Origin of the sequence: Nitratireductor sp. OM-1 (genome assembly GCF_003296175.1) — a bacterium.
Taxonomy (GTDB): domain Bacteria; phylum Pseudomonadota; class Alphaproteobacteria; order Rhizobiales; family Rhizobiaceae; genus Nitratireductor; species Nitratireductor aquimarinus.
On the sequence record NZ_CP029208.1, the window covers coordinates 1,912,571 to 1,937,744 of the forward strand.

Here is a 25,174-nt window from a genome sequence, read left to right on the forward strand (position 1 = left end):
CGTCGTTTGAGTGAACGCGATCCGAATAGCCGGCTCAGATGACAGCCACGCTACGCAAGCATGTCAGTTTGCTGACAGCGCTGTGCAAAACGGGAAAGAGGGATGGAGGAGGGTTTTAAAGCCGCTGCTCGACTTCCTGTGAAGTTAATACCTCCTTGGCTCACGGGCGCCTATTTCCATGACTTTGAGGCTTGGGAGCCTCACAGTCTTAGTCGCCGTTTCAAGCACGAACAGGTGCAATCAGCATTCATTACCCACTTGGTTGCAGGCGCTGTGAAGGTCAGTGCTATCAAGGCGCTTGCAGCAAAGCGCCTTGATTAGCGGTGACGGGCTCAAGCGGTTCGATTGCCGCGAAACCCTTCGTTTTTGAAAACTTCATGGCGTGCCGGAAATTCCGCATTGAGTCGGACGGGTCAATAGAGGAGAGGTTGAGGCGCATGAAACTGTCACGCACGAACTGAACGGAAAGAATTGGCGTCCACTCTTGGTGCCCTGTTTGCGAATTCAGCATATTCGCTGTGCAGGTGACGTAGATTTCTTTGAGGGGCAGGATATGGAACAAGTCTCCTGCTGTTTTGAGAGCGGCGCTTGCTACGTAGTCCTGATATAGCTCGTTAAACTGACCGACAGGCATCTTGGTTTCTGAAAGCCGTCCACTCGCCAATTGCTTGCGGCGCATGCTGGGGACGATGTCATCACCATGGACTTTCGGCTTGGCGTGAACGAAATTGCGATCGATGGAGAACTCGATTGCAGTGCCTACCAGAGCCGTTTCGGAAAGCGATTGCATTTCTTCAATCACTTGCCGGATGGCGGTGGCTTCCCCGGTTACTAGTCGTTTGGCGAGTGCGGTGTCATCTTCCCATTCTGCAACCGCCTTAGCGTGAGCGGTAAGAGCATCCTCATACTGCTTTCGGTCGCGGACCGCAGCCTCTTCAATCTGCGCTTCTAGTCGGGAGCGGAGTTTTGCCGAACCGCCTCTGAGCGCGTGAAAAAAACTGGGCTTGAACTTAGCCAGAGCCATTGCAGCGCGATCACTGTTATCATTTCGCTTAAACGGCTCGCTTGGGCGCGGTTGCCCGGCAATCGTATGCCAGTCGATCATGTCAGCCATATCGGTGTGGATCGACACCAGATTATCGATGTAGTTCTCCCAGTCTTCGACAGCCGATGTTGAATCGGCAATCATCTGCTCCTTTTGATTTTGTTTATGCCTGCGTTGTGCATCGCGCTCTGCCGCACGAGCCGCAGCAGCAATCGAACGCACTGTTCCCCTCCAGCCCATATCCCCCTCCAGTAAAAATGGCCTTTGAAAATTCTAATTGATTATCAATGCCGATTTAAATGCTTTTTCGATGTTTTGGAGAAAATTTCTGTCTCGATTTTGTTTTGATGTTTCGAGAGATTTGCTAGGTAATATTTATGATTGGCTGCATGGATGATCGGGAATAAAAAAGTTAGGGCCTGCGCCCCACGATGAAGGGGCGGGCGTCGCGGCCGCTCGATGCATGATAGGCGCATTCGATGACCTCGAAGCCGGCCTTTTCCAGCATCTTCTCCAGATCGGCAGCAGACAGGAAGTCCACATGCGGAGCCTTGCCAACCATCTGCATGAGCGGCACGACAACGCGAAAGACCGGGTTCATGTCTTTGAGGCACGGCGTCTTGGTGATGAGAAGCCCGCCCGGTTTCAGCGCATGGCGGATGGTGCCCAGCGCGCGGCCGCTGTCTTCCAGAAGATGCAGGACATTGAAGCCAAGCACGGCGTCGAAGCTTTCCGCCGGCCAGTCCGCGCTTTCAGGTGCGGCCACCTCGAATGTCACATTCCCGATGCCTTCGCTGTGGGCCTTCTCACGCGCAATCGCGATCATCTCGCTGGAAATGTCGGTCGCCAGCAGGCTTTCAACCGAAGGCGCGAGTTTGAGCGCCGTGGTGCCCGTGCCGCAACCGAATTCCAGCACCCGGTCGCCAGGCCGCAGATAATGGCGCACACGCTCCAGCGTCCGTTCATATCCACCCATGTCTGAAATGGGGTCGCTGGTGTATTTGCGTGCGATGCGATCCCAAAAACGCGCATTGTCGGCAGTGCGAAACATGATCGTCTCCTTTGGCGCGTTCCCTATCATATGCGTAAAAATTGAAAATTGCGGAACACTGCAGATCCAATATACATATTTGCATGACGAATATTGACTGGAACCGCGCCCGCGCCTTTCTCGCCACGGCACAGGCCGGCTCTCTTTCCGCTGCCGCCCGTGAATTGGGGCTCACGCAGCCCACGCTTTCCAGGCAGGTTGCGCAGCTTGAGGCGGATCTGGGCGTCACCCTGTTCGAGCGGGTCGGCAAGAAGCTGGTTCTGACGGAGACGGGCGAAAGCCTGCTGGAGCATGCGCGCGCCATGGGTGAGGCCGCGCTCGCCATGTGTGTCGCCGCCTCGGGGCGGGCGGAAGAGGTGGCCGGGCGTGTCAGCATTTCAGCGACCGACACCTATGCCGCCTATATCCTGCCCGAAATCATGGAGCGCATTCGCCGCGAAGCGCCGCAGATCACGATTGCCGTCATCTCAAGCGACAGTCTGAGCGATCTGCGGCGGCGGGAGGCAGATATTGCGATCCGCCATGTGCGGCCGCAAGAGGATGGCCTGATCGGGCGGCTCGTCTGTGAAAGCACGGCGCATTTTTATGCCTCCGAGAGCTGGGTTGCCGCACATGGTCATCCCGGTGCGGTGCCCGGCATCGCGCCCCACGAATTCGTCGGCTACGAAGATGCAGAGCGTTTCGCCGCATTTCTGAGGGACATGGGGGCCGAGATTGGCGCGGAGGATTTTCGGCTGGTCTCAAAGAACTCGGTGGTCATCTGGGAGCTGGTGCGGCGCGGGCAGGGTGTCAGCCTGATGAGCCGCGAGATCGCCGCGCGCGCCGCCGGCATCGTCGAGCTGTTCCCTGCACTTGAGGCCGTGCGCTTTCCGGTCTGGCTCGTCACCCACCGCGAACTGCGCACCAGCAAACGCATCCGGCTTGTCTATGACATTCTGGCGCAGGAACTGGAGCGCATCACGCGCGAAGCCAGAAAATCAGCCGGTTAAACGCCTGCCGGGAACGCCTGCCGAAAACGCCTGAAAGCCGGTGGTCCCAGGGTGATTTTCGGGGAAATCAGTGCGCCGGCTGTTACTCTCCCATGGAATTCACTTGAAATTCTTATTCTATGAATAATAACATATAGATGGGTTATATTGATGGTTGTATTTTAATATAAGGTATTTCAATCCATGGTTTTTGATTTTACGGTCGGTTTTATCGTCAGCCTCATTTCGATGTTCATCCATCTTTTGGCGACGATCATCATCGCCAAGGTGGTTTATGCGCTGAAGTCGGATTTTGATGAAAAAGGGAACCTGTTTTTATCGTTCTCCCTGACGATCATGTATTTGATTCTTTCGGTCGCGCTGTTTGCATCCGTCACGGTTTGGGGGCTGCTCTTCTATTGGCTCGGCCTGGTCGATAATTTCGGCAATGGCTTCTATTCCGCGCTGGTCAGCTACACCACGCTCGGCTTCGGCGACGCCTCCCAGATGAGCGAAACCCGGCTTGTCGGTCCGATGGCGGCGGCCAGCGGCATTCTCATGTTCAGCTGGGCTGCGGCCGTGCTGATCTACGTCCTCCAGGCGCATCTGCCCTATTTCATCACCAAGAAAGACACGACGCCTTCAAAGAGCTGAGGCGATCTTCGCTTGAACTGTCTCCGCTGCAGGAAGGGCGTCGTCTTCGGTTTTTATCCCGCGCGCCTTCGCTGCCAAATGCATTGAAACGCACGGGAATCCAGAAATGTCGACACGATCGCACGCGGCGCAGACCCGGCCAAACTCCTGGCTTCGTGAGTTGACGCGCCTGAAGCCGGCGCACTGGCCCATCGGGCGCTGCCTGAGGGCCGCCCTGTCCGTGGCCCTGCCAATTCTGGCGGGGATCATGTCGGGCTCCGCCGGCTCCTTCATGGTCATGTCGCTTGGCGCTCTAGGCCTGTGTCTGGGAGAGAAGGACAGCCCCTATATCGAACGGTTCCGCGAGGTCGCGATCATCGCGCCGATCGGAGCGCTTGGCTTTTTTCTGGGCTATGTGGGGCATCTCGACTGGGCCTTTGTCGTCGCCGCAATGACCGTGGTGGCGTTTGTGGTCGGGCTCATCGGCTCTTACGGATCGGTTCTCGCTTCCGCTCTGGTTCAGGCGCTTCTCATGGGCTGTATCGCTATCGCGCTTCCCGCGATTGCGCCTTTCTGGAAGCCGGCTGCCTATTTCCTCGCGGGCTGCGGCTTCTACGCCGTTCTGCTCGGCGTGGAGGCACTTTTCTTCCGCAAGCGTCCCTTCATCGTTCTGGTCGCCAGCCTGCTTGAAGGGCTTTCGAAGCTTGCGCTGGCGCGTTCCAAAAATGCCGAAGCCGCCGAAGAGGAAACCATTCGCCGGGCGATCACGGACAAGATGTCCACGGGCTTCGCCAGCCTGCTTTCCGGCCGCTATCATCAGCACGGGCGGCCTTCAGCGCATCTCGATTGGGAGTCGTCCGTTCTTCAGGGGCTCAGCCGCATTTTCACCGCAACGCTGGCGTCGAACAAGCCGGATAACCTTGAGCAGGCTGCGCATGAACTCAAGCGTCTCGCAGCGCTGGTGCGCGATGAAAAACCTGCACCGGCCGCCGACGGCGCATTCGCCGATACGCTGCTAAGCCGTTCGGTGGAGCACTTCACCGCGATGTACTGGAGCGCAGGCTCTTCAGAAAAAATCGCGCCGCCGCACGTGGCTTCGGGTGCGGTTTCCGCGTCGAAGTGCGTCGGGTTTGCGGAGGCTTTGAAGTTCGACCGCGAGGCCATCAGGTCCGCCGCCGTTCTGGCGCTGTGCGTCTGCATCGCGTTTGCCACCCGCTGGGTGAACGATGGCAATCACTGGTACTGGACGCCGCTTACGGTCATCATCGTTCTGAGGCCCGATCTGGGTTCCATCTTCGTCCGGTCCGTCCACCGTGTCATCGGCACGGTTCTGGGCGTACTGGTCGGGGTTGCTGCCTTTGCCCTGTTCCCGAAAGGCATCGCGCTGGTCTGCGTTCTGGCGGTTCTTGCAGGCATTCTTCCGTGGGCGGCGCAGCGCGCCTACTGGATGGCGACATTTGTGGCCACGCCGATGGTGCTGATCCTCATCGACATCACGTCGCCGGGCGCTGGCACAACCGATTACGGTCTGCAGCGGCTGGTAGACACGCTGATTGGCGGAGCGATCATTCTTGTGTTCGGCTACTTCATCTGGCCGCGCACGCATTCGCATGAGCTGGAGCGCAGCTTCCAGAGCGCGCGGGAAAAGATCGCCGCCTATCTTCTCGCCCTGAAGCCCGTGAACGCTTCGCAGCCCGATGCCCAGATCGGCGCAAAAAAGCGGCAGGCCTATGTGGCGCTGGCGGCGATGCGCAAAAAGATCAATGCAGCCATGCTCGAGCCCGCGCCGGCAGGTCCCGAGGCCGCTGCATGGTACCCGCTCGTAACGGGCGCGGAGCGCGTCTGCGACGATATCGGCGCATGGTCAGCCAGATATACGGTGGCCGAGAATCAGGAAGCCATTGTCGATGCGCTCGCAGCCAGAATCGCCGGAAACAAACCGGACGGCTGCGCCGGCATCGTGAAGGATGAAGTGAATGGCGACCCGTTCATGGCCTTCGCTTCGAACATCTGCGCGGCCTTCGACCAGATCGATGGCTTCATGGAGAAGAAAGACGTGGGTGCGAAGGGACAGGCAGTCCCCGCAGCCGCGTAACGCCCGCACAGGGCGCCTCTGAGAGCCGGTGAGGGGAGTGGCGTGGCTTTGTCGCACGCTCCCCTGATTGCGCGCTGTAGGGCGGTAAGAGCGCCTTGTTTCCAGTGTCAAAAGACAGGCCGTGCTTTCGCGATGCGAAGCGGGGTGTGATGCGAAGCGGGGTGTTTTGTGCGGATTGGGGAGGGGGTAACCGAACAGACGGACTGTCCAGCGCAATGCTGCGCGGCACTTAGTCATCCATCGATTTTTCAAGGAAATGGCGCGCCCGAAAGGATTCGAACCTCTGACCCCCAGATTCGTAGTCTGGTGCTCTATCCAGCTGAGCTACGGGCGCGTGCCGCCTTGGCGACTGTCGAAGCAGTGTTCGCTGCCGCCGACCGCGGTTAACTAGCGAGTGCGGCGTAGAATTGCAAGCGCTATCGAAGGAATTTTCTGGATATCTGCACAGCTTGTCCAATTAGCGTCATTTAAGGTCAGCCCAGACGCGGCTGATCGGGGATGCTGATCGCGAAAACCGTATGTCCGCCAGTGCTTTCCACAAGCTCCAGCGCGCCGCCATGCGCCCGCACCAATTCCTGTGCAATTGCCAGGCCAAGCCCGGTTCCCCCGCTTTTTGCGGAGCCGCGGAAGGGCGCAAACAGGTTTTCGCGTGCTTTTTGCGGCAGGCCGGGGCCGGTGTCGGTCACATGGATTCGCGCCGTGTGGTCTTCCCGGTCGGCAGCCACCGTCAGGCGCTTGATGACGGAGGGTTCGCTGTCGCCCGCCATCGCCTGAATGGCGTTGCGGCAGAGATTCGCCAGCACACGGAAGAGATGTTCCGAATCGGCGTTGATCTCGAAATCCTCCGGCACCGCATTCACGAATTCGATTCGGTCATCGGTTTCGAGCGGCAGCACGCTCTGCACTTCGTCCACCAGCGCATGCAGCCGCAGGCGGCGGCGGGTGGGCGGGGCTTCCTGCGTGCGGCCATAGTTGAGAACGCCTTCGGTGTAGATCACGGCGCGGTCGAGCGTGCGCAGCAGGCGCGGCGTCAGCATCTTTACAGCCGGGTCGTCCACCGTGCTCAGCCTGTCAGACATCAGATGGGCCGAGGCCAGCATGTTGCGCATGTCGTGGTTGATCTTGGAGACGGCCAGTCCCAGATCGGCCAGCCGCTTCTGTTCGCCCAGCGTTTTCTGAAGCGCCGACTGCATGCGCGCCAGCTCGCGTTCTGCAACGCCGATCTCGTCGCCGCGTTCTTCCGGCGAGATGACGCGACGCGGATCGTCCGGCGTTGCGGCGAAGGAGAGCATGGACTGCGTCATCGCGCGGATCGGGCGGATCATGATCCGGTTGATGGCGTAGAAGACCAGCGTTGCCGTGAAGAGCGAGATGATCAGCGAGAGGAACGCCACATTGCGCGCATAGGTGAGCATGGCGTCGCGCAAGCCCGCATCGGGTATGAGGATCTCGAAGATTTTGCCTGTGTCGCCCACGGTTCCGTAGATGCGGAACACACGGTCACCGCCGAAGAAAAGGGTGGAGAAGGTCTGTGCGATGGCGGCCGTCGGCGTGATGGCGTCAAGGTCGATATGTTCGTCCACCATGGGCGGCATGTCGGTCACGACGAGAATGCGCGAGACATCCGCATCACGCACGGCGATGGCTTTCACGCCGGTGGCCATCAACAGCTCGTCGCGGATGGGCGGGGCGAGTTTTTCATCTTCGCCTTCCATCAGGATGATGCTCACGGAGGCCGCGTTCTCGAGCCGTTGCATCATCCACTGCATTCCGAAATTGGCGACCGAAGGGATGAAGATCAGCACTTCGGCGATCATCACGAAAAGGATGGTGAGAACCAGAAGCTTGGTGGAGAGGCCGCGCGTCAGCGGCACCGTGTCGGTCTCGCGCGGCTTTTCGCCGGTATCGCCCGCCATTTTCTCTGCCATCGCTCAGCGTCTCTCCGGGCCGGATGCGGCTTTGTTGGTCGTGGGCGCTCTCAAGGCTGATCAGCCGAACCGACGCAGAAACCGCACCAGAGCGCGCACCAGAGGCTTGCGTGTCGTCTCCGTGAAATACGTGATCGCCGCGCGTTTGCCAATCTCGGTCATGGTCGGGTAGGGGGCGATGTAGCCTGCCACATCGCGCACGCCGAGCTTTTGCGAGATGGCGAGCGCCCAGAAACTGATCATCTCGCTCGCATTGGCCCCGGCAATCGACGCGCCGAGAATGCGGCCCTTGCGGTCGGTGACAAGCTTGATCAGGCCTTCGGTCTTGCGCTCCGTCTGGGCGCGGTCGTTTTCCGAATAGGGCCAGCGCAAAATGCTGATCCTGCGGTGGTGCTTGCGCGCTTCCTCTTCGCTCAGCCCCACATGGGCGATCTCGGGGTCCGTATAGGTCGCCCAGGGGATGATGGTCCGGTTCTCGCGCGCAGTGAGGCGAAACAGCAGGGCGCGCACCACCAGACCCGCGTGATAGCCGGCCACATGGGTGAATTGCAGCCCGCCCGCCACATCGCCAATGGCGTAGACCCGGCGGTTCTTCGTGCGCAGCTTGTCGGAAACCGTGATGCCGCGCCGGTCATGCGTGATGCCGGCCCTGTCGAGGTCGAGCGCCTCGATGTTGGGCGTGCGTCCGGCGGCGATCAGCAGGTGCGAGCCATCGATGGTGCGCGCGCCATCGGCGTCTTCGATGTGAACGCGTACGCCCGTGCGGCCGCGCTTGCTCACCTGCGTGACCTTCGTGTGTTCCAGCACGGTCACGCCTTCTTCGCGTATCCTGGCGAGCGCGAAGGCCGTGAGCTCCGGGTCGTCCTTGCCGAGGGCGGAAAGCGCTTCCACCACCGTCACCTTGCAGCCCAGACGCCTGTGCGCCTGCGCCAGCTCCATGCCGATGGGGCCGCCGCCAATGATGATCAGGTGCGATGGTTTGCGGGTTTGCGAGAAGATCGTCTCATTGGTGAGGAAGGGCACATCCTCCAGACCGGGGATTGGCGGGACGAGCGGCGACGAGCCCGTCGCGATCACGAAGCGCCGGGCGCGGATCTCGTAATCGCCAGCGGTGACCGTGCGGGCATCCTTGAAGCGCGCCTCTTCCTGGATCACCTGAACGCCAAGCGCGGTGAAGCGCTCGACGGAATCGTTTGGCGCAATGGCGGCGATGGTCGCCTCCACATGCTTCATCACCTGACGGAAATTCACCTCCGCCTCGGCCGGCGCGATGCCAAAGGCAGCGCCATTGCCCATCAGATGGGCCTGCTTTCCCGCGGCGATCAGCGCCTTGGAGGGCACGCAGCCATAGTTGAGACAGTCGCCGCCCATCTTGCCGCGCTCGATCAGCACGACCGGCACGCCGAAGGCGGCAGCGGCTGCCGCAACGCTCAGGCCGCCGGAGCCGGCGCCAATGACGCAGATATCGGGAGTGAGAAGGGTCATTCAGGCAGTCTCTTGCTTGTTCAGGGCAGTCAGGCGTCGGGCGAGCGGCGCAGTTTCTTCACCACGACCGGGATCGCGGCGACCAGCGCCAGTGCGCCAAAGGCGAGGGTTAGCTGCGGCGTTACCAGATCGCCGAGCGTCACTTCCCGCCCGGCCTCAGCTGCGGCGACCAGAACGCTGTCCAGTCCGTGGCCCAGATAGGCATAGGCGAAGGTGCCCGGCAGAATGCCCAGAAACGTTGCCGTTGCATAGGTGCGCAACGAGACGTTGAACAACGCGGGCGCGATATTCACCACCCAGAAGGGAAAAATCGGCGCGAGCCGCAGCACCAGAAGATAATTGAAGGCGTCGTCCTCAAACCCCCTGGCCATGCGCGAGACGCGGCCACCGATCTTTTGTGCAAGAACGCCAGAGAGTGCGCCGCGCGCGGCGAGGAACACGGCGGACGCGCCAATCGTGGCGGCAACCGCAACCAGCGCCCCGCCCAGAAGCCAGCCAAAGAGAAAACCCGCAAAGAGGGTCAGAATGGACGCGGCGGGAAAGGAGAAGGCGACGGCGAGCGCATAGAGAACGGCAAAGCCGAGCGGGGCCAGAACCGGGTTCTGCGCCACGAAACCGCGCAGAACCTCACGGCTCTCCGAAAGGAAGGTGAGCGAGAGATATTCGTGCAGTCCCAGCGCATAGCCGGCCAGAAGACCGCCGGCCACGACAAACAGCGGAGCCAGACGCTTCAGCAGGGAGCGCTTTGGTTTCTCGTTCCTGTCATTCGCTGTCGTCTGCATCACCGTCATCTTTCGATCTCCGCGGGGCTTACGCATTTTGTGCGGCGTATGGCCGTACATGCGTGTTGAGACCGGTCTGTGCAACGCAAGATACACAGTCTCACTGCCTTTTGAGATGATCTCGCGCCGGTCTCACCGAACCGTGAAGAGACCGGGATAACGGCAAAAACAAAAGAGCCCGCTCGAAAGCGGGCTCCCTGAGATGCGGATTGTAGCCGGTTCAGGCCCTGGCGCGTTCCAGCGACAGAGCGCCGGAGCCAAAAGCGGTCAGAAGAAGCAGGCCGCCGGCCATGGAGAGGTTCTTCATGAACATGATGGTCTGCATCTGGTCGGAGAAGTCGAAATGCGCGACCAGGCCGGAAGCAATGGAGAAGACCGCCAGAAGGAGGGCTGCGATGCGGGCCTGAAAGCCGACCAGAATGGCAAGGCCGCCAACGAGTTCGAGAAGGGCGACGAGCCAGGCGGTGACGACGGGCAGCGGCAGGCCTACCGCGCCGAAATAACCGGCAGTGCCGCCGATATCGGTGATCTTGCCGAAGCCGGACATGATGAAGATGACCGAAATCAGGATACGGCCGATGAGGATGATTGCGTTCTGGGACATTGCTGGGGTTCCATGTTTTTCAAACGATGCGTTGACGCTGATATACGCGACGCGATTGTGTAGAAAAACTGCCCCAGTGGTGACGCTGTGTTCTCAAAATAGACGACAATGAGCGCAAGCGCCGTGATCTCATTGCGGATCACCGGCCCGAAAATGCTTTGTTTTCAGGCCGGTGAGAGAGCTTAAGCGATCGGCGGCGATCAGGCCGGCGCGATCATCAGTTCCGGGCGCACGAGACGCTCATAGTCGTCCTCGGAAACGAGGCCACTCTTGAGCGCTTCCTCGCGCAGCGTGGTGCCGTGCTTGTGGGCCGACTTGGCGATGGCCGCCGCATTGTCATAACCGATGGCCGGAGCCAGCGCGGTCACCAGCATGAGCGAACGCTGCATCAGGTCGTCAATGCGGGTCTCGTCGGCCTCGATGCCCTTCACGCAATTGTCTGCGAAGGACTGCATGGCGTCGGTGAGAATGCGGATCGACTGCAGAACGGCGTTGGCCACGACCGGCTTGAACACGTTGAGCTCGAAATGGCCCTGGCTTGCGGCGATGCTGACGGTGGTCTGGTTGCCCATCACCTGCGTGGCGACCATGGTCAGCGCCTCGGCCTGGGTCGGGTTCACCTTACCGGGCATGATGGAGGAGCCCGGTTCGTTTTCCGGCAGCTTCAGTTCGCCAAGGCCCGAACGCGGGCCGGAGCCCAGGAAGCGGATGTCGTTGGCGATCTTGAAGAGATCGGCCGCCAGCGCGTTCAGCATGCCGTGGAAGGCATTCAGTGCGCCATGGCTTGCCAGCGCCTCGAACTTGTTCCCGGCGGTGCGGAAGGGCAGGCCGGTGATCTTGGCAACCTTCTCGGCAAACGCCTTGTCAAAGCCGACGGGCGCGTTGAGGCCGGTGCCGACGGCAGTGCCGCCCTGCGCCAGCGCGTAGACGTCGGCGAGGCTCTCCTCGATCCGGCGTGCGCCGTATTTCAGCGCCGCCACATAGCCCGAGAACTCCTGGCCCAGCGTCAGCGGGGTGGCGTCCTGGGTGTGTGTGCGGCCGATCTTGACGATGCCGTCAAAGGCCTTCGCCTTCTCGTCGAGCGCTTCGGTCAGATACTGCAGCGCCGGCAGAAGCTTCTCCGCTGCCTCGCGTCCCGCAGCAATGTGCATGGCGGTGGGGAAGGTGTCGTTGGAGGACTGACCCATATTGACGTGATCATTGGGGTGGACAGGCTTCTTGGAGCCCATCTCGCCGCCCAGGATCTCGATGGCGCGGTTGGAGATCACCTCATTGGTGTTCATGTTCGACTGGGTGCCGGAACCGGTCTGCCAGACGGACAGCGGGAAATGATCGTCGAGCTTGCCCTCGACCACTTCGCGGGCTGCCTGAACCATGGCTTCGCCCAGCTTGGGGTCGAGCTTGCCGTTTTCGATGTTGGCTTCGGCGGCTGCCTGCTTGACGATGCCGAGCGCATGCACGAGCGGCACCGGCATTTTCTCGGTGCCGATCTTGAAGTTGCCCAGCGACCGCTGCGTCTGCGCGCCCCAATAGCGGTCGGCGGCGACCTCAAGCGGGCCGAATGTATCTGTCTCGGTACGGGTCTTGGACATGCGATCGTGCTCCATTGTCAATTCGCGCGTCGGGAAGGGGGCAGCGGTGCTGATCCGGCTCTGCCCGAAAAGTGCTGCCGTTTAATGGCGCGGGCGAGGGGATTTGGCAATGGGCTGGCGGTCAGGCCGTGCGCTATCGACCGCCATTTTGACAAACTGTCCATTGCTCTTCTTTCCGGCGATGAATTATCACGCGCCATAAGGTCTCGCCCCGCGAGGCGGAATTTCGTTTTGTTTCATAATGAGTTGCTTGGGGACGACGTTTTGAAAGACCAGCATCATTCCCGGTTCTGGCGAACCGCCGGACCTCCCGTGGCTGCCGCCCTTCTGGCGGCTGCGGCACATTTTCACCTGATCGGCGAGAGCGGCTTTTACTTCATCCTTCCGGCAGCCGTTCTGCTGATCGCGACCGTTTTCTCATCCGTCCATTTCGCAGAGATCCTGTCGCTGCGTCTCGGTCAGCCCTTCGGCTCCGTCGTTCTGGCCGTGGCGGTCACGGTCATCGAGGCGTCGCTCATCATTTCGATGATGCTTTCGCCCTCGGAGGGTGACAGCACGGTGGCGCGCGACACGGTGTTCGCCACGGTGATAACCGTGCTCAACGGCGTGGTGGGGCTGTGCCTGCTCATCGGCGGGCTGCGCCATCACGAGCAGTCCTTCCAGAGCCAGGGCGCGGTTGCCGCGTTCAGCGTCGTTGGCACGCTGGCCACGCTGACGCTGATCCTGCCCGATTTCACGCTGGCGGTGAAGGGGCCGTATTACTCGACCGTGCAGCTCGCCTTCGTCACGGTCGTCTCTCTGGTGCTTTACGGCGTCTTCCTGTTCGTGCAGACGGTCCGGCACCGGGGCGACTTTGTCGACATTGCCGTGGTGGACGAGGTGATGCACAGCCGTCCCACGGGGCGGCAGACAGCCGCCGCCGGCATCATGCTCGCGCTTTCCCTGCTGATGGTGATCGTGCTTGCAGAGGCGCTGGCGCACCCGCTGGAGCAGGGCGTGCGGGGGCTCGGTCTGGCAGAGGCGTTTGTCGGCCTGATCATCGCCGTTCTGGTGCTGCTGCCCGAAGGGGTGACGGCGCTGCGCGCGGCAGCCTCAAACCGTCTTCAGACCAGTCTCAATGTCGCCACCGGTTCGGCCATCGCCAGTGTGGGCCTGTCGATCCCCACCATCGCCGTCATGTCGATGTTTCTGGGCAAGCCGATCACGCTGGGGCTTGAGCCCGAGCACATCGTGCTTCTGGTTCTGACGCTGTTCGTCGGAACACTGACGCTCGCCACGGGCCGCACGACGATCATGCAGGGGGCGGTGCATCTGGTGATTTTCGCCTGTTTCGTGCTTCTGGCGGCGGTGCCCTGAGCGCCCCCCCAAAAGACTGTCCCAAACAAAGAAGGGCGCCCCGAAAGGAGCGCCCTCTTTTATCGTAGCGATGTGCGACTGGCTTAGAAGCCCATGCCGCCCATACCGCCCATGCCGCCCATGTCGCCGCCGGGCATTGCCGGAGCGTCCTTCTTGGGCAGCTCGGCAACCATGGCCTCGGTGGTGACGAGCAGGCCGGCAACCGAAGCGGCGTCCTGCAGCGCGGTGCGGACAACCTTCATCGGGTCGACGATGCCCATGGCGATCATGTCGCCATACTCACCGGTCTGGGCGTTGTAGCCGAAGGTAACACCCTCGTTCTCGAGGATCTTGCCGGCAACGATGGAGGACTCGGCACCTGCGTTGGCAGCAATCTGGCGAACCGGAGCCTGAATGGCGCGGCGCACGATGTTGATGCCAGCGTCCTGGTCCGGGTTGTCACCCTTCGCCTTGATCTGAGCGGATGCACGCAGAAGCGCGGTGCCGCCACCGGGGACGATGCCTTCCTCGACTGCAGCGCGGGTCGCGTTGAGCGCGTCGTCGACGCGGTCCTTGCGCTCCTTCACCTCGACCTCGGTCGAGCCGCCGACGCGGATCACGGCAACGCCGCCTGCGAGCTTCGCAAGACGTTCCTGCAGCTTCTCGCGGTCGTAATCGGAAGAGGTCTCTTCGATCTGTGCCTTGATCTGGGCAACGCGGCCTTCGATCTCGGCCTTCTGACCTGCACCGTCAACGATGGTCGTGTTCTCCTTGGAGATCGCAACCTTCTTCGCGCGGCCGAGCATGTCGAGCGTGACGTTCTCAAGCTTGATGCCGAGGTCTTCGGAGATGACCTGGCCGCCGGTGAGGATCGCGATGTCCTCGAGCATGGCCTTGCGGCGGTCGCCGAAGCCCGGAGCCTTCACAGCAGCGATCTTCAGGCCGCCGCGCAGCTTGTTGACGACGAGCGTGGCCAGAGCCTCGCCTTCCACGTCTTCAGCAATGATGATGAGCGGCTTGGACGACTGAACGACCGATTCCAGAACCGGCAGCATGGCCTGCAGGTTGGAGAGCTTCTTCTCGTGGAGCAGGATGTATGCATCCTCGAGCTCGGCAATCATCTTCTCCGGGTTCGTAACGAAGTACGGGGAGAGGTAGCCGCGGTCGAACTGCATGCCCTCGACCACTTCAAGCTCGGTCTCGGCGGTCTTGGCTTCTTCGACGGTGATGACACCCTCGTTGCCGACCTTCTGCATGGCCTCGGCGATCATCTCGCCGATCTCTGCTTCACCGTTTGCGGAGATGGTGCCGACCTGAGCAACTTCACCGGAGGTGTTGATCTTCTTCGTGGAGGAAGAGAGGTACTCGACGACTTCGGCAACGGCCTTGTCGATACCGCGCTTCAGGTCCATCGGGTTCATGCCGGCGGCAACTGCCTTGGCGCCTTCCTGAACGATTGCCTGAGCGAGAACCGTAGCGGTCGTCGTGCCGTCACCAGCGATGTCGTTGGTCTTGGAAGCGACTTCACGCACCATCTGTGCGCCCATGTTCTCGAACTTGTCCTCAAGCTCGATTTCCTTGGCAACCGTCACGCCGTCCTTGGTGATGCGCGGTGCGCCGAAGGACTTGTCGATGACAACGTTGCGGCCTTTCGGGCCGAGGGTCACCTTCACAGCGTCGGCGAGGATGTTCACGCCCTTGAGCATGCGCTCACGCGCGTCGCGGGCGAACTTTACTTCTTTTGCAGCCATATTTCTCTAGCTCCTGAGCTTCTGGAGAAACTCTGTTACCGTTTCGATCTGGTGGCGTGGGTTAGCCGATGATGCCCATGATGTCGGATTCCTTCATGATCAGGAGATCCTCGCCATTGAGCTTCACTTCGGTGCCGGACCACTTGCCGAACAGGACGCGGTCGCCTGCCTTGACGTCCAGCGCGACCAGCTTGCCAGCCTCGTCACGCGCACCGGAACCGACAGCGACGATCTCGCCTTCCTGCGGCTTTTCCTTGGCGGTGTCCGGGATGATGATGCCACCTGCGGTCTTTTCTTCAGACTCTACCCGGCGGACGACCACACGGTCATGAAGCGGGCGAAAGTTCGTGTTGGCCATGTTCTCTGAACCCTTGATTCGGATGATGAATTAGGCTTTTCCTCCGTCCGGCGGGTGCCGGACACGTCATTAGCACTCCCTTTTGGAGAGTGCTAACGCGGATTTGAGATAGTAAGCGCCTGCTGGTGAGTCAAGATTTTCGATCAGGCTCAGCGACACATTTTTTGCGTTCGCCCGTCTTTATCGCAGGCTGGCAGGCAGGGATCACGCTTCAGACGGGCCTGCGGAAAGCCTGCCGCTCCTTTTCCACCTCTGCGCGGCAGGCGCAGCCCTCTATGTGATCGTTGACGAGCCCCATCGCCTGCATGAAGGCGTAGACCGTGGTCGGGCCGACAAAGGACCAGCCTCTTTTCTTCAGATCCTTGGAAATCCGCGTCGAGATCTCTGTTTTGGGATTGGCGATGAGCGTCTTGTAGTCGACGAGGTCGGGGCGTTCATCCGGCTGCGGCTCAAAGCTCCAGAAATAACGGGCGAGCGATCCTTCCTTCTCGCACACTTCAATGGCGCGCTGCGCATTGTTGATGGTGGAGCGGATCTTGCCGCCGTGGCGCACAATGCCGGCATTGCCCAGAAGCCGCTCGACATCCTTTTCCGTAAAACGGGCAACGCGCTCGAAGTCGAACCCGTCGAAGGCTTCACGAAAGTTCTCGCGTTTGCGCAGGATGGTCAGCCAGGACAGGCCGGACTGGAAACCTTCGAGGCAGATCTTTTCGAACAGGCGGTGGTCGTCGCTCACGGGCCGGCCCCATTCGCGGTCGTGATACTCCAGATAGTCGGGCAGTTCGCCTGGCCAGAAGCAGCGGGTCTTGCCGTCGGCGCTCTGGATCAATCCCGTCTTCTCTTCGCTCATCTGCCTCGAAATCCTTTGGTTAATGTGAAATCAGCCCGGTTTAACGCAAAGTTCACCAGAATTCTGAACGCGCCGGTAACCACGCCAAATGGTTTTCACGAAACATGGCATTTTACGGACCTGGATTCACCATTCGGTTGCTGCTTGGAGTCAGCATCCTGACACGAACAAGCGCCTAGGTTGTGCTTGCTCATCGCCGCCACCCGTTTCCTGCAAACGATGTGGATACGTTAGTCAAAGACGAATGGTAGAGAGAAACTTGTCATGAAGTCGATGATGTCTGCGGCAGGCATTGCTGTCGCGCTGCTGTTTTCCTGGGGGGCGCATGCCCAGGACCGTTATGTGGAGCCGCCGCCGGTTCTCGTCAGTCCTGATCTTTCCGCGCCCTGGGTCATGCAGTTGCGTCGCGCACCTGTTCAGACCGCCCAGCGCTCACATCAGGCACAGGAGTATCGGACCTATCAGCGTGCGCGCAACACGCCGCGCCGCTCCAATGCCCGCCGCGATTATCAGGCGAACCGGCAGCGTGTCGTCGTGCCCGCGCCCAGCGTACAGGCGGCTCCCGGGCAGCAGGTCGCCTACACGCCGCGGGCCAGCGAGCGCGCCTGGCGCATGAGCGATCCGAAATGGCTGCCCCAGATCGTCGACTATCGCACCAGTCAGGCGCCGGGCACGATCGTGGTCGATACCAAGCAGCGCTTTCTCTATCTCGTCATGAAGGGCGGGAAGGCGAAGCGCTATGGCGTCGGCGTGGGCAAGGAAGGCTTTGGCTGGACGGGAACGGAAACCGTTTCCCAGAAGCGCCAGTGGCCGGACTGGCGGCCGCCTGCCGAAATGATCGCCCGTGAGCGGGCGAAGGGGCGCATCCTGCCGGCGCATATGAAGGGCGGACCGGCCAACCCGCTGGGCGCGCGCGCGCTCTATCTCGGATCGACGCTTTACCGCATTCACGGCACCAACGCGCCGTGGACCATCGGGCGCGCCGTTTCATCCGGCTGCATCCGCATGCGCAATGAGGATGTGATCGAGCTTTACGAGAGCATTCCGGTCGGTGCCAAAGTGGTGGTTATCTGACCGGCAGAGCATCGGATTGCTCCGATGCTCCAGTAAAAATGTAGATCGTCCTTAGTGCGTCCAGATGGACGCACGGCGATCTAGAGCATCGGACCGAAAAGTGGAAACCGGTTTTCGGGTTAATCCGATGCCCAAGTAAAAGTGTAGATCGTCCTTAGTGCGTCCAGATGGACGCACGGCGATCTAGAGCATCGGACCGAAAAGTGGAAACCGGTTTTCGGGTTAATCCGATGCCCAAGTAAAAGTGTAGATCGTCCTTGGTGCGTCCAGATGGACGCACGGCGATCTAGAACATCGGATTGCTCCGATGCTCCTCAGGAATGGGGGACGCCTGGCAAGGGGACTGCCGGGCTCATGGAGAAGGGCGGTGCTTGGGGGAGCATCGCCCTTTTCTCATTCTGCGGCAGTCATTGCCCCAGTCATTGCCCCAGTCATTGCCCCAGTCTCTGCCGATGTCTCTGTCGCCGGCGCGCTGACATCGCGAATGCCGGCCGGTTTCGGGCCGCCATAGGCCCAGTCCAGAAGCTCCACCGTATGCGTGATGGGCGTGTCGGTGCCGGAGCCGATCTGGGTCATGCAGCCGATATTGCCGGTGGCGATCACGGACGCGCCGGTGGCCTCGATGTTCGAGACCTTGCGGTCGCGCAGTTTCGCGGCGATCTCCGGCTGGAGAATGTTGTAGGTGCCCGCCGAGCCGCAGCACAGATGCCCCTCGCGCGGCTCGCGCACCACAAAGCCGGCATTGCGCAGGAGTTCGCGCGGCTGGCGGGTGATCTTCTGCCCGTGCTGCATGGAGCAGGCGGAATGATAGGCGACCGTGATGCCGGGCGCGATCACCGGCTCCGGCAGGTCGAGCGTTGCAAGATATTCGGTGATGTCCATGGCAAGTGCGGCCACGCGGGCTGCCTTGTCAGCATAGTCCGGATCAAGCCGCAGCATATGGCCGTAATCCTTGACGGTGGTGCCGCAGCCGGACGCGGTGATGACGATCGCATCAAGCCCGCCGCCTTCGATCTCGCGCATCCAGGCATCGACATTGCGCCGCGCTGCTTCAAGCGCTGCGTCTTCCTTGCCCATATGGTGCACCAGCGCGCCGCAGCAGCCTTCGCCTTCGGGGTTCTGCACCGTCTCCACGCCGAGGCGTGCGAGCAGCCGGGCCGTTGCCGCATTGATGCCCGGATCAAGCACGGATTGCGCGCAGCCGGTCAGAAGCGCGATGCGGCCACGCTTCTCTCCCGAAACGGTCACGCGTTCATCTTTTGCCTGCGGCAGGCTTCCCGGAGCCAGGTCGAGCATGGCCGCGACAGGCTTCATGCCCGGAACCCTGCGAAAGAGACCCGCAAAGGGACGCCCGACGCGGGCGAGTTTCAGCGCCGCGCGGAAGCGTGCGGGATAGGGCAGGATCTGCGCCAGAAGGGAGCGGGTCAGCCGGTCGAGCAAAGGCCGGCGATAGGTCTTTTCGATATGCGTCCGGGCGTGATCCACCAGATGCATGTAGTTCACGCCCGAAGGGCAGGTGGTCATGCAGGCAAGGCACGAAAGGCAGCGGTCGACATGGGTGACGATTTCCCGGTCGGCCGCCCGGCCATTTTCCAGCATGTCCTTGATCAGGTAGATGCGCCCGCGCGGACTGTCGAGCTCATTGCCGAGCGTGACATAGGTTGGGCAGGTCGCCGTGCAGAAGCCGCAGTGCACGCATTTGCGCAGGATCGATTCCGCCTCCGCGACATGCGGATCGGAAAGCTGCTCAGGGGTGAAATTGGTCTGCACGGCGTACCTTCTGGAGCATCGGACCGAAAAGCGGAAACCGGTTTTCGGATATTCCGATGCTCTCTCCATGGTTTGGATCGTCCTTTATGCGCCCGGATGGACGCCCGGCGATCTAGTATGCGTCCGGATGGACGCAAGGCGATCTAGATCAGCCAGCTTTGCGGGTTCTTGATCGGTTCGTTGCGGCCCACCGCCTGCAGGCCGATGACGCAGCGCACCACGGCCCAGATTGCGACCGCGATCATCAGCAGGAAGCCGATGCCGATCACCATCAGCAGCGCGGAAACGAAGCCGAAGAGCAGACCGATCCAGAAGGTGCGGATGGCCCAGGTGTAGTGGGTTTCCACCCAGCCGGTTGCCTTGCCGCGGTTCAGATAGGCAAGCACGATGCCCACCAGGGTGGAGATGCCGATCACGAAGCCGACAAGATAGAGAATGTAGATAACCTGCACATTGGTTGGCCCCGGCTCGAGCCAGCCATCTGATTTGCGGCCTTCATTCTGTTGTGGTTGCATATCGCTCATGTTTTTCGCCCTCGTTGCGTTTCGGCGGCAATCTATCACGGGTTCAGGTGAAATCCATGCGACCGGGGTTGAGGATTTTCTGAGGATCGAACTGTTCTTTCAGGCGCGCTGAAAGGGCGGCAAGCGGGGCCGGCTGAGGCTCGAAAACCGGCGTCGCAGCGCGCATCGCAAACGGCGCGCGCACCAGCGTTGCATGGCCCCCACCCAGATGAGCGATCATCTTGCGCAGGATCTCCGCTTCGGGGTCCGCTTCCATGCGCATCCAGATCAGGCCGCCCTGCCAGTCATAATAGACGTTGGCGCCGGCAGCGCGCCGGAAGGCGTCTACCAGTTCATGCCCGCGCGACGGCGTGACCGAAACGCGCCAGACCGGGGCCGGCGAGCCGTCGGCAAAGGGATGGCCGTCGCGGATTTCGCGCCACAGCCTGCGCGAAGCAGCTTCATCGAGCGTCTCGGCGCTTCCATGGTTGCCCAGAAGCCGCGACAGAAGGTCGATGCGATAGGCAACCGAAGGGCCGAACCCTTCCACCCGCAGCACGGTCTGCCCGCCTCCGGAAAACCCGCCATCAATGAAGCGGCCCACCACGCCTTCTGGCAGATGGGCAGCGCCCGAAACCTCGGCGCTCGACCCCATGGCGATGGCCATGGCCTGCGTCGCCGCCGCATCGTCCAGCCCGGCGATGCAGAAGGTCGTTTCCGTTTCGGCAGCCGGCAGAACTTTCATGGTGATGTCGGTAGCCACCGCCAGCGTGCCCCAGGAGCCGGCGAGCCCCTTGGAGAGGTCGTAGCCGGTCACGTTCTTCACCACGCGCCCGCCCGATTTGAAGCCCTCGCCACGGCCCGAAACCGCATGAACGCCAAGCACGTGGTCGCGCGCGGCGCCCGCCTTGAGGCGGCGCGGGCCGGCAAGATTGGCCGCAAGCAGTCCGCCCAGCGTGCCGCGTCCCGGTTCTCCGCCAAAAAGCGGGCCGTAATCCATGGGCTCGAAGGCGAGTTCCTGATTATGCTCGCGAAGCAGCGCCTCGATCTCGGCAACGGGCGTGCCGGCGCGCGCCGAGAGCACCAGCTCTTCCGGCTCGTAAAGCGTGACGCCTGTCAGCTTCGACAGGTCGAGCGTGTGCGCCGTCTGCACCGGCTGGCCGATGCCGCGCTTCGATCCATGGCCGACCACCTCAAGCGGCGCTTCTTCCGAAACGGCCCAGCGCACCGTCTCCAGAACCTCTTCGGCAGTGTTGGGCAGAAAAACGGTCACGGCGACACACTCCCGAAAAGGGCCGGGCAGGGCCGGATGCCGGCGCCTGCGTCAAACAATTCCATGAAGGCCATGCTCAGAACCGCTCCAGTTCCGGAAACGGCATCTGGCCGCGATGAATGTGCATGCGACCAAGCTCGGCGCAGCGATGCAATTGCGGAAACACCTTGCCCGGGTTCAGAAGGTGGCCCGGATCGAACGCGCATTTCACGCGGATCTGCTGGTTCAGATCATCTTCGGTGAACATTTCCGGCATCAGGTCGCGCTTCTCCACGCCGACGCCGTGCTCTCCGGTCAGAACCCCGCCCACCTCGACGCAGAGGCGCAGAATGTCCGCGCCGAAATCCTCGGCCTTCTCTAGTTCGCCCGGCCTGTTGGCGTCATAGAGAATGAGCGGATGAAGATTGCCGTCGCCGGCATGGAACACATTGGCGACGCGCAGCCCGTATTTTTCAGACAGCGCGCGCATGCCTGCCAGAACCCGTGGCAATTGCTTGCGGGGGATCGTGCCGTCCATGCAGTAATAATCAGGCGAGATGCGGCCCACCGCCGGGAAGGCGGCCTTGCGCCCGGCCCAGAACACGGCGCGCTCCTCGTCGGACGTGGAGGCGCGGCTGGTGGTCGCGCCGTTCTGGCGGGCAATCGTTTCCACCCGGTCGATCAGGTGGTCGACTTCTGCCTGCGGTCCATCAAGCTCGACAATCAGAAGCGCTTCAACATCGAGCGGATAACCCGCATGAACAAAGTCCTCGGCGGCGCGGATGGCCGGGCCGTCCATCATTTCCATCCCGCCTGGAATGATGCCCGCGCCGATGATCTCGGCCACGCACTGGCCCGCTTCCTCGCTTGAGGGAAAGCCGATCAGAAGCGCGCGTGCCGTTTCCGGCTTCTGGAGGATGCGCACGGTAACCTCTGTCACCACACCGAGCAGGCCTTCCGAGCCGGTCATCAGGCCGAGCAGGTCATAGCCCTCGGCATCCAGATGCTTGCCGCCGAGCCGGATCACGTCGCCATTCATCAGCACCATCTCGATGCCGAGAACATTGTTGGCGGTCAAACCGTATTTCAGGCAGTGCACGCCGCCGGAATTCTCCGCCACATTGCCGCCGATGGAACAGGCGATCTGCGAGGAGGGGTCCGGCGCATAATAAAAGCCCGCCTGCTCGACCGCGTGGGTGATGCCCAGATTGGTGACGCCCGGCTGCGCAACCACGGCGCGGTTGGCGTAATCGATGTCGAGAATGCGGTTGAAGCGGCTCATCACCAGAAGCACCGCGTCTTCAAGCGGCAGCGCGCCGCCGGAAAGCGAGGTGCCCGAGCCGCGCGGCACGACGCGGATATCGCGCTCATGGCAATATTTCAGGATACGCGACACCTGCGCCGTCGTTTCAGGCAGGACAACGACAAGCGGCATCTGGCGATAGGCGGTCAGCCCGTCGCTCTCGAAGGCGCGCATTTCGTTCTGCGCATCCACCACGCCCTCGCCAGGCACGATGATGCGCATGTCGGCAATGATTTCCGCACGCTTCTTCAGGGTTGCCGCATTCGCCTGCGGCATTTTCAGGCCGGACATCAGAACTCCCTCACTGGTTCATTCAATTTACCAGTGTGTTGGTGGTTCTGTAAATGCTGCTTGGAAAGCGTGCCTGCGTCAATCCGCCTCGGTGCCGATGCTGGCGTCCTCGCGGGCGTGGTGGCGGCGGATGCGCCGCACCAGAAGCCAGATGCACAAAACGGCCACGGGAACGGCGGCGGCGGTGATAACCTCGCTCGAAATGCCGGGGAGTGCGGGCTTTGCGCCCTTGGCCACATAGCCGACCAGCCCCACCACATAATAGGAGATGGCAGCCACGGAGAGGCCTTCCACCGTCTGTTGCAGGCGAAGCTGCAATTGCGCACGGCGGTTCATGGAGGCGAGCAGATCGCGGTTCTGGCGCTCCACTTCCACGTCCACCCAGCTTCTGAGCAGGTTTGCGGCGCGCGTCAGCTTGCGCGAAAGATTGGCCTGGCGCTCTTCCACCGAGCGGCAGGTGCGCATGGCGGGCGCAACGCGGCGCTGCAGAAAGGCGGCCCAGGTTTCGTAGCCGGCCATGGGGGCTTCGCTCAGCGTTTCGAGCCGCTCCTCGACAATGCCGTGATAGGCGCGGCTTGCGCCAAAGCGATAGAGGCTGGCCGCGGCGTCCGCTTCCAGCTCGGCTGCAAGTTCCGTCAGTTCGCCCAGAAGCTCCTGGCTGTCATGCCTGTCGCGCTGGCGCATGCGCGCGGTCAGCGCGGCCAGCTGGTCTTCCATGCGGCGCAGGCGCGGCGAAAGCGATTGCGCCAGTGGCAGGCCAAGCATGGCGAGCGTGCGATAGGTCTCGATGTCGATCAGGCGCTGCGAGAGCGCGCCGATACGGGCCGGTGCCAGATCCTTTTCGAGGACCAGGATGCGGGTCAGCCCGTCGCCATCCTGCCGGAAATCCGTGGCCACGGCAGCGCGTCCGCCTTCCACCACCGAATAGCCAAGGCTTGCCGGATCGAAGGCGCTGACCAGCTTTTCCGTCGCGCCCGTCCATTTGCGGATCTCCACGCGCGTGCCGGAAATGGCCGTGCCGGGCGGGCTGAAGCCGTTGCCGAAGGGGGATTCCTCAAGCGGCTTGCCGGTGCGCGGCGAAATCGGGCAATCCCACTGATAGCTCGAAAATTCCGTATGGCGCTCCCAGCGCAGCGTGCCCTTGCCCCACTTCATGGCGTGGTGGCGCGCATTGGTCTGTGGCGGGGCCACGCCAAGCCGGCGCGACAGATCGGCCAGCACGGCCTGATCCACCGCCGAGCCGCCTTCGGTCATGAAGGAGAGCTGAATGATCAGCCGCGGGGCTTCCAGAAGCGCGTGCGGGCGCGCATGCACTTCGCCCAGTGCGCCAGCGCGCCCGTCATGGGCGGGAAAGCCCAGAACGCTGCCGGTCACCAGTGTTTCGAGAGGCGATTCCCCAGTCCTGTCATTCCCAGTCCTGTCTTTCCCGGTCTTGTCTTTCCTTGTCTTGTCTGCGCCTATCGCGACAAGCTGTTCCCCATTTTTTTGGCTCATTGCGCCTTGCCGTCTGCATCAGGATGGACCTTTCGCAAGTATGCTACCGGCTTTGCACAGGGCGCAATGCGCGAATGCCATTGGCTGATAGTCTAATTATTGGACAAAGAAATTGACCAGTTTGGCGGGCTTGCGTTATTCTCCGTCTCACGAAAGCGTTTGAGCGCCGAGAACGGCAGACGAGAACGGCACACGAGAGCGGCAAGGGCCGGTGGAAGCAGTTTTTTCCAGAATTGAGCATGCCCGCACGGCGGATGGCGTCATCCGGCAGATCGAGACGCTGATCCTCGAAGGCGTTCTGCGCGATGGCGACAGGCTGCCGGGCGAGCGTGATCTTGCGCGTCAGCTCGACGTGTCGCGTCCGATCCTGCGTGAAGCGCTGAAGATGCTTGAAGAGCGCGGCCTGATCCTCACCCGCCATGGCGGCGGCACCTATGTGGCCGACATTATCGGGCAGGTTTTCACCACGCCGGTGCGCGAACTCATCGCCACCCATCGCAAGGCGACCGCCGATTATCTGGAATATCGCCGTGAGATGGAGGCCGTCGCCGCCGAGTTTGCGGCGCGGCGCGCGACGCCGGAGGATCTGGTTCTCCTGCAGGCCATCATGAAGCGCATGGATACGGCGCATGCTTCCGAGGATTTCGAGGCGGAAGCGGCCTGCGATGTGGAGTTTCACAATGCGGTGGGCGAGTGCGCGCACAACATCGTGCTCCTGCACACGCTGCGCGCCTGCTACCGGCTTCTGTCGGATGGCGTGTTTCTGAACCGCGCCCGCATTTACGAACTGCCGGATGCGCGCAACACGCTGCTTGCCCAGCACCGGGCGATCCATGACGCAATTGTCGCGGGAAATCCCGAGGCAGCGCGTGCGGCTGCGGTCGCGCATATCGATTTCGTCGAAAAAGCCACCTTTCAGGCCGAGCGATCGGGCGACTGGCAGCGCATCTCGCGGCTGCGTCTCCATCAGCGCGGCGGAGAGGTTGCGGAACAATGAGCAAGCCAACCGG

General features: G+C 61.7%; 21 protein-coding genes and 1 tRNA gene. 6 read left to right on the plus strand and 16 right to left on the minus strand.

The window, feature by feature from the left end; genetic code table 11:
- Positions 1-289: 289 nt before the first annotated feature.
- On the minus strand, positions 290-1,267 hold the full coding sequence (locus tag DEJ54_RS09015; protein ID WP_113156182.1) for a hypothetical protein: 978 nt from the start codon (positions 1,265-1,267) through the stop codon (positions 290-292).
- 190 nt (positions 1,268-1,457) lie between these two features.
- The gene (locus DEJ54_RS09020) at positions 1,458-2,096 is read right to left on the minus strand and encodes a class I SAM-dependent methyltransferase (RefSeq protein WP_113154268.1); all 639 of its coding nucleotides are present in this window, start codon (positions 2,094-2,096) and stop codon (positions 1,458-1,460) included.
- Positions 2,097-2,179: 83 nt separating this feature from the next.
- On the opposite strand from DEJ54_RS09020, the gene DEJ54_RS09025 reads away from it, so the two are divergent.
- From DEJ54_RS09025 to DEJ54_RS09035, 3 genes are all read left to right on the plus strand, one after another.
- Positions 2,180-3,085, plus strand: a complete 906-nt coding sequence (locus DEJ54_RS09025) for a LysR family transcriptional regulator (protein ID WP_113154269.1) — start codon at positions 2,180-2,182, stop codon at positions 3,083-3,085.
- 183 nt (positions 3,086-3,268) lie between these two features.
- Positions 3,269-3,718 carry an ion channel gene (locus tag DEJ54_RS09030; RefSeq protein WP_113154270.1) on the plus strand — a complete coding sequence of 150 codons (450 nt, stop codon included), beginning with the start codon at positions 3,269-3,271 and terminating at the stop codon, positions 3,716-3,718.
- A 106-nt stretch (positions 3,719-3,824) separates the two neighbouring features.
- A complete protein-coding gene (locus DEJ54_RS09035; RefSeq protein WP_113154271.1) occupies positions 3,825-5,792 on the plus strand; it encodes an FUSC family protein in 1,968 nt (655 codons plus the stop codon).
- Between the two features lie 257 nt (positions 5,793-6,049).
- On the opposite strand, the gene DEJ54_RS09040 is transcribed toward DEJ54_RS09035, so the two are convergent.
- The 6 genes from DEJ54_RS09040 to fumC form a co-directional block, all read right to left on the minus strand.
- Positions 6,050-6,126 (minus strand) — tRNA-Arg (locus DEJ54_RS09040).
- A 139-nt stretch (positions 6,127-6,265) separates the two neighbouring features.
- The gene (locus DEJ54_RS09045) at positions 6,266-7,720 is read right to left on the minus strand and encodes a HAMP domain-containing sensor histidine kinase (RefSeq protein WP_113154272.1); all 1,455 of its coding nucleotides are present in this window, start codon (positions 7,718-7,720) and stop codon (positions 6,266-6,268) included.
- Between the two features lie 60 nt (positions 7,721-7,780).
- A complete protein-coding gene (locus tag DEJ54_RS09050) occupies positions 7,781-9,205 on the minus strand; it encodes an NAD(P)/FAD-dependent oxidoreductase (RefSeq protein ID WP_113154273.1) in 1,425 nt (474 codons plus the stop codon).
- Positions 9,206-9,234: 29 nt separating this feature from the next.
- Positions 9,235-9,996, minus strand: coding sequence for a TVP38/TMEM64 family protein (locus DEJ54_RS09055; protein ID WP_113154274.1), 762 nt, complete (start codon positions 9,994-9,996; stop codon positions 9,235-9,237).
- Between the two features lie 211 nt (positions 9,997-10,207).
- On the minus strand, positions 10,208-10,591 hold the full coding sequence (locus DEJ54_RS09060) for a DoxX family protein (RefSeq protein ID WP_113154275.1): 384 nt from the start codon (positions 10,589-10,591) through the stop codon (positions 10,208-10,210).
- Between the two features lie 200 nt (positions 10,592-10,791).
- Positions 10,792-12,183 carry a class II fumarate hydratase gene (gene fumC / locus DEJ54_RS09065; RefSeq protein ID WP_113156183.1) on the minus strand — a complete coding sequence of 464 codons (1,392 nt, stop codon included), beginning with the start codon at positions 12,181-12,183 and terminating at the stop codon, positions 10,792-10,794.
- 312 nt (positions 12,184-12,495) lie between these two features.
- On the opposite strand from fumC, the gene DEJ54_RS09070 reads away from it, so the two are divergent.
- On the plus strand, positions 12,496-13,539 hold the full coding sequence (locus DEJ54_RS09070) for a calcium:proton antiporter (RefSeq protein ID WP_222473814.1): 1,044 nt from the start codon (positions 12,496-12,498) through the stop codon (positions 13,537-13,539).
- Positions 13,540-13,622: 83 nt separating this feature from the next.
- Here the strand turns inward: DEJ54_RS09070 and groL are convergent, their stop codons facing one another.
- The 3 genes from groL to DEJ54_RS09085 form a co-directional block, all read right to left on the minus strand.
- Positions 13,623-15,269 carry a chaperonin GroEL gene (gene groL / locus DEJ54_RS09075; RefSeq protein WP_113154277.1) on the minus strand — a complete coding sequence of 549 codons (1,647 nt, stop codon included), beginning with the start codon at positions 15,267-15,269 and terminating at the stop codon, positions 13,623-13,625.
- 61 nt (positions 15,270-15,330) lie between these two features.
- Positions 15,331-15,627 carry a co-chaperone GroES gene (gene groES, locus DEJ54_RS09080; RefSeq protein WP_113154278.1) on the minus strand — a complete coding sequence of 99 codons (297 nt, stop codon included), beginning with the start codon at positions 15,625-15,627 and terminating at the stop codon, positions 15,331-15,333.
- Between the two features lie 211 nt (positions 15,628-15,838).
- On the minus strand, positions 15,839-16,477 hold the full coding sequence (locus DEJ54_RS09085) for a DNA-3-methyladenine glycosylase I (RefSeq protein WP_113154279.1): 639 nt from the start codon (positions 16,475-16,477) through the stop codon (positions 15,839-15,841).
- Between the two features lie 264 nt (positions 16,478-16,741).
- On the opposite strand from DEJ54_RS09085, the gene DEJ54_RS09090 reads away from it, so the two are divergent.
- A complete protein-coding gene (locus DEJ54_RS09090; RefSeq protein ID WP_113154280.1) occupies positions 16,742-17,551 on the plus strand; it encodes a L,D-transpeptidase in 810 nt (269 codons plus the stop codon).
- Between the two features lie 393 nt (positions 17,552-17,944).
- On the opposite strand, the gene glcF is transcribed toward DEJ54_RS09090, so the two are convergent.
- From glcF to DEJ54_RS09120, 5 genes are all read right to left on the minus strand, one after another.
- The gene (glcF, locus tag DEJ54_RS09095) at positions 17,945-19,321 is read right to left on the minus strand and encodes a glycolate oxidase subunit GlcF (protein ID WP_113154281.1); all 1,377 of its coding nucleotides are present in this window, start codon (positions 19,319-19,321) and stop codon (positions 17,945-17,947) included.
- Between the two features lie 143 nt (positions 19,322-19,464).
- Entirely contained in the window at positions 19,465-19,845 is a 381-nt protein-coding gene (locus DEJ54_RS09105; protein WP_113154282.1) for a hypothetical protein, read from the minus strand.
- Between the two features lie 43 nt (positions 19,846-19,888).
- Positions 19,889-21,097: a glycolate oxidase subunit GlcE gene (gene glcE, locus DEJ54_RS09110; RefSeq protein WP_113154283.1), complete on the minus strand. Its 1,209-nt coding sequence runs from the start codon at positions 21,095-21,097 to the stop codon at positions 19,889-19,891.
- 76 nt (positions 21,098-21,173) lie between these two features.
- Complete coding sequence (locus DEJ54_RS09115; RefSeq protein ID WP_113154284.1) at positions 21,174-22,670, minus strand: FAD-linked oxidase C-terminal domain-containing protein; 1,497 nt, start codon at positions 22,668-22,670, stop codon at positions 21,174-21,176.
- 78 nt (positions 22,671-22,748) lie between these two features.
- Entirely contained in the window at positions 22,749-24,164 is a 1,416-nt protein-coding gene (locus DEJ54_RS09120) for a DUF3422 family protein (protein ID WP_245447762.1), read from the minus strand.
- Between the two features lie 211 nt (positions 24,165-24,375).
- On the opposite strand from DEJ54_RS09120, the gene DEJ54_RS09125 reads away from it, so the two are divergent.
- The gene (locus DEJ54_RS09125) at positions 24,376-25,161 is read left to right on the plus strand and encodes an FCD domain-containing protein (protein WP_113154285.1); all 786 of its coding nucleotides are present in this window, start codon (positions 24,376-24,378) and stop codon (positions 25,159-25,161) included.
- Positions 25,162-25,174: the final 13 nt, after the last annotated feature.

Excerpts from the sequence above, each read along its gene's own strand:
- DEJ54_RS09115 (WP_113154284.1), bottom strand. The coding sequence starts at position 22,670 with ATGTCCGGCCTGAAAATGCCGCAGGCGAATGCGGCAACCCTGAAGAAG.
- DEJ54_RS09050 (WP_113154273.1), bottom strand. The coding sequence starts at position 9,205 with ATGACCCTTCTCACTCCCGATATCTGCGTCATTGGCGCCGGCTCCGGC.
- DEJ54_RS09025 (WP_113154269.1), top strand. The coding sequence starts at position 2,180 with ATGACGAATATTGACTGGAACCGCGCCCGCGCCTTTCTCGCCACGGCA.
- DEJ54_RS09055 (WP_113154274.1), bottom strand. The coding sequence starts at position 9,996 with ATGACGGTGATGCAGACGACAGCGAATGACAGGAACGAGAAACCAAAG.
- fumC (WP_113156183.1), bottom strand. The coding sequence starts at position 12,183 with ATGTCCAAGACCCGTACCGAGACAGATACATTCGGCCCGCTTGAGGTC.
- DEJ54_RS09105 (WP_113154282.1), bottom strand. The coding sequence starts at position 19,845 with ATGAGCGATATGCAACCACAACAGAATGAAGGCCGCAAATCAGATGGC.
- DEJ54_RS09030 (WP_113154270.1), top strand. The coding sequence starts at position 3,269 with ATGGTTTTTGATTTTACGGTCGGTTTTATCGTCAGCCTCATTTCGATG.
- groL (WP_113154277.1), bottom strand. The coding sequence starts at position 15,269 with ATGGCTGCAAAAGAAGTAAAGTTCGCCCGCGACGCGCGTGAGCGCATG.
- DEJ54_RS09060 (WP_113154275.1), bottom strand. The coding sequence starts at position 10,591 with ATGTCCCAGAACGCAATCATCCTCATCGGCCGTATCCTGATTTCGGTC.
- DEJ54_RS09120 (WP_245447762.1), bottom strand. The coding sequence starts at position 24,164 with ATGAGCCAAAAAAATGGGGAACAGCTTGTCGCGATAGGCGCAGACAAG.
- DEJ54_RS09020 (WP_113154268.1), bottom strand. The coding sequence starts at position 2,096 with ATGTTTCGCACTGCCGACAATGCGCGTTTTTGGGATCGCATCGCACGC.
- DEJ54_RS09090 (WP_113154280.1), top strand. The coding sequence starts at position 16,742 with ATGAAGTCGATGATGTCTGCGGCAGGCATTGCTGTCGCGCTGCTGTTT.
- DEJ54_RS09035 (WP_113154271.1), top strand. The coding sequence starts at position 3,825 with ATGTCGACACGATCGCACGCGGCGCAGACCCGGCCAAACTCCTGGCTT.
- groES (WP_113154278.1), bottom strand. The coding sequence starts at position 15,627 with ATGGCCAACACGAACTTTCGCCCGCTTCATGACCGTGTGGTCGTCCGC.
- DEJ54_RS09045 (WP_113154272.1), bottom strand. The coding sequence starts at position 7,720 with ATGGCAGAGAAAATGGCGGGCGATACCGGCGAAAAGCCGCGCGAGACC.
- DEJ54_RS09085 (WP_113154279.1), bottom strand. The coding sequence starts at position 16,477 with ATGAGCGAAGAGAAGACGGGATTGATCCAGAGCGCCGACGGCAAGACC.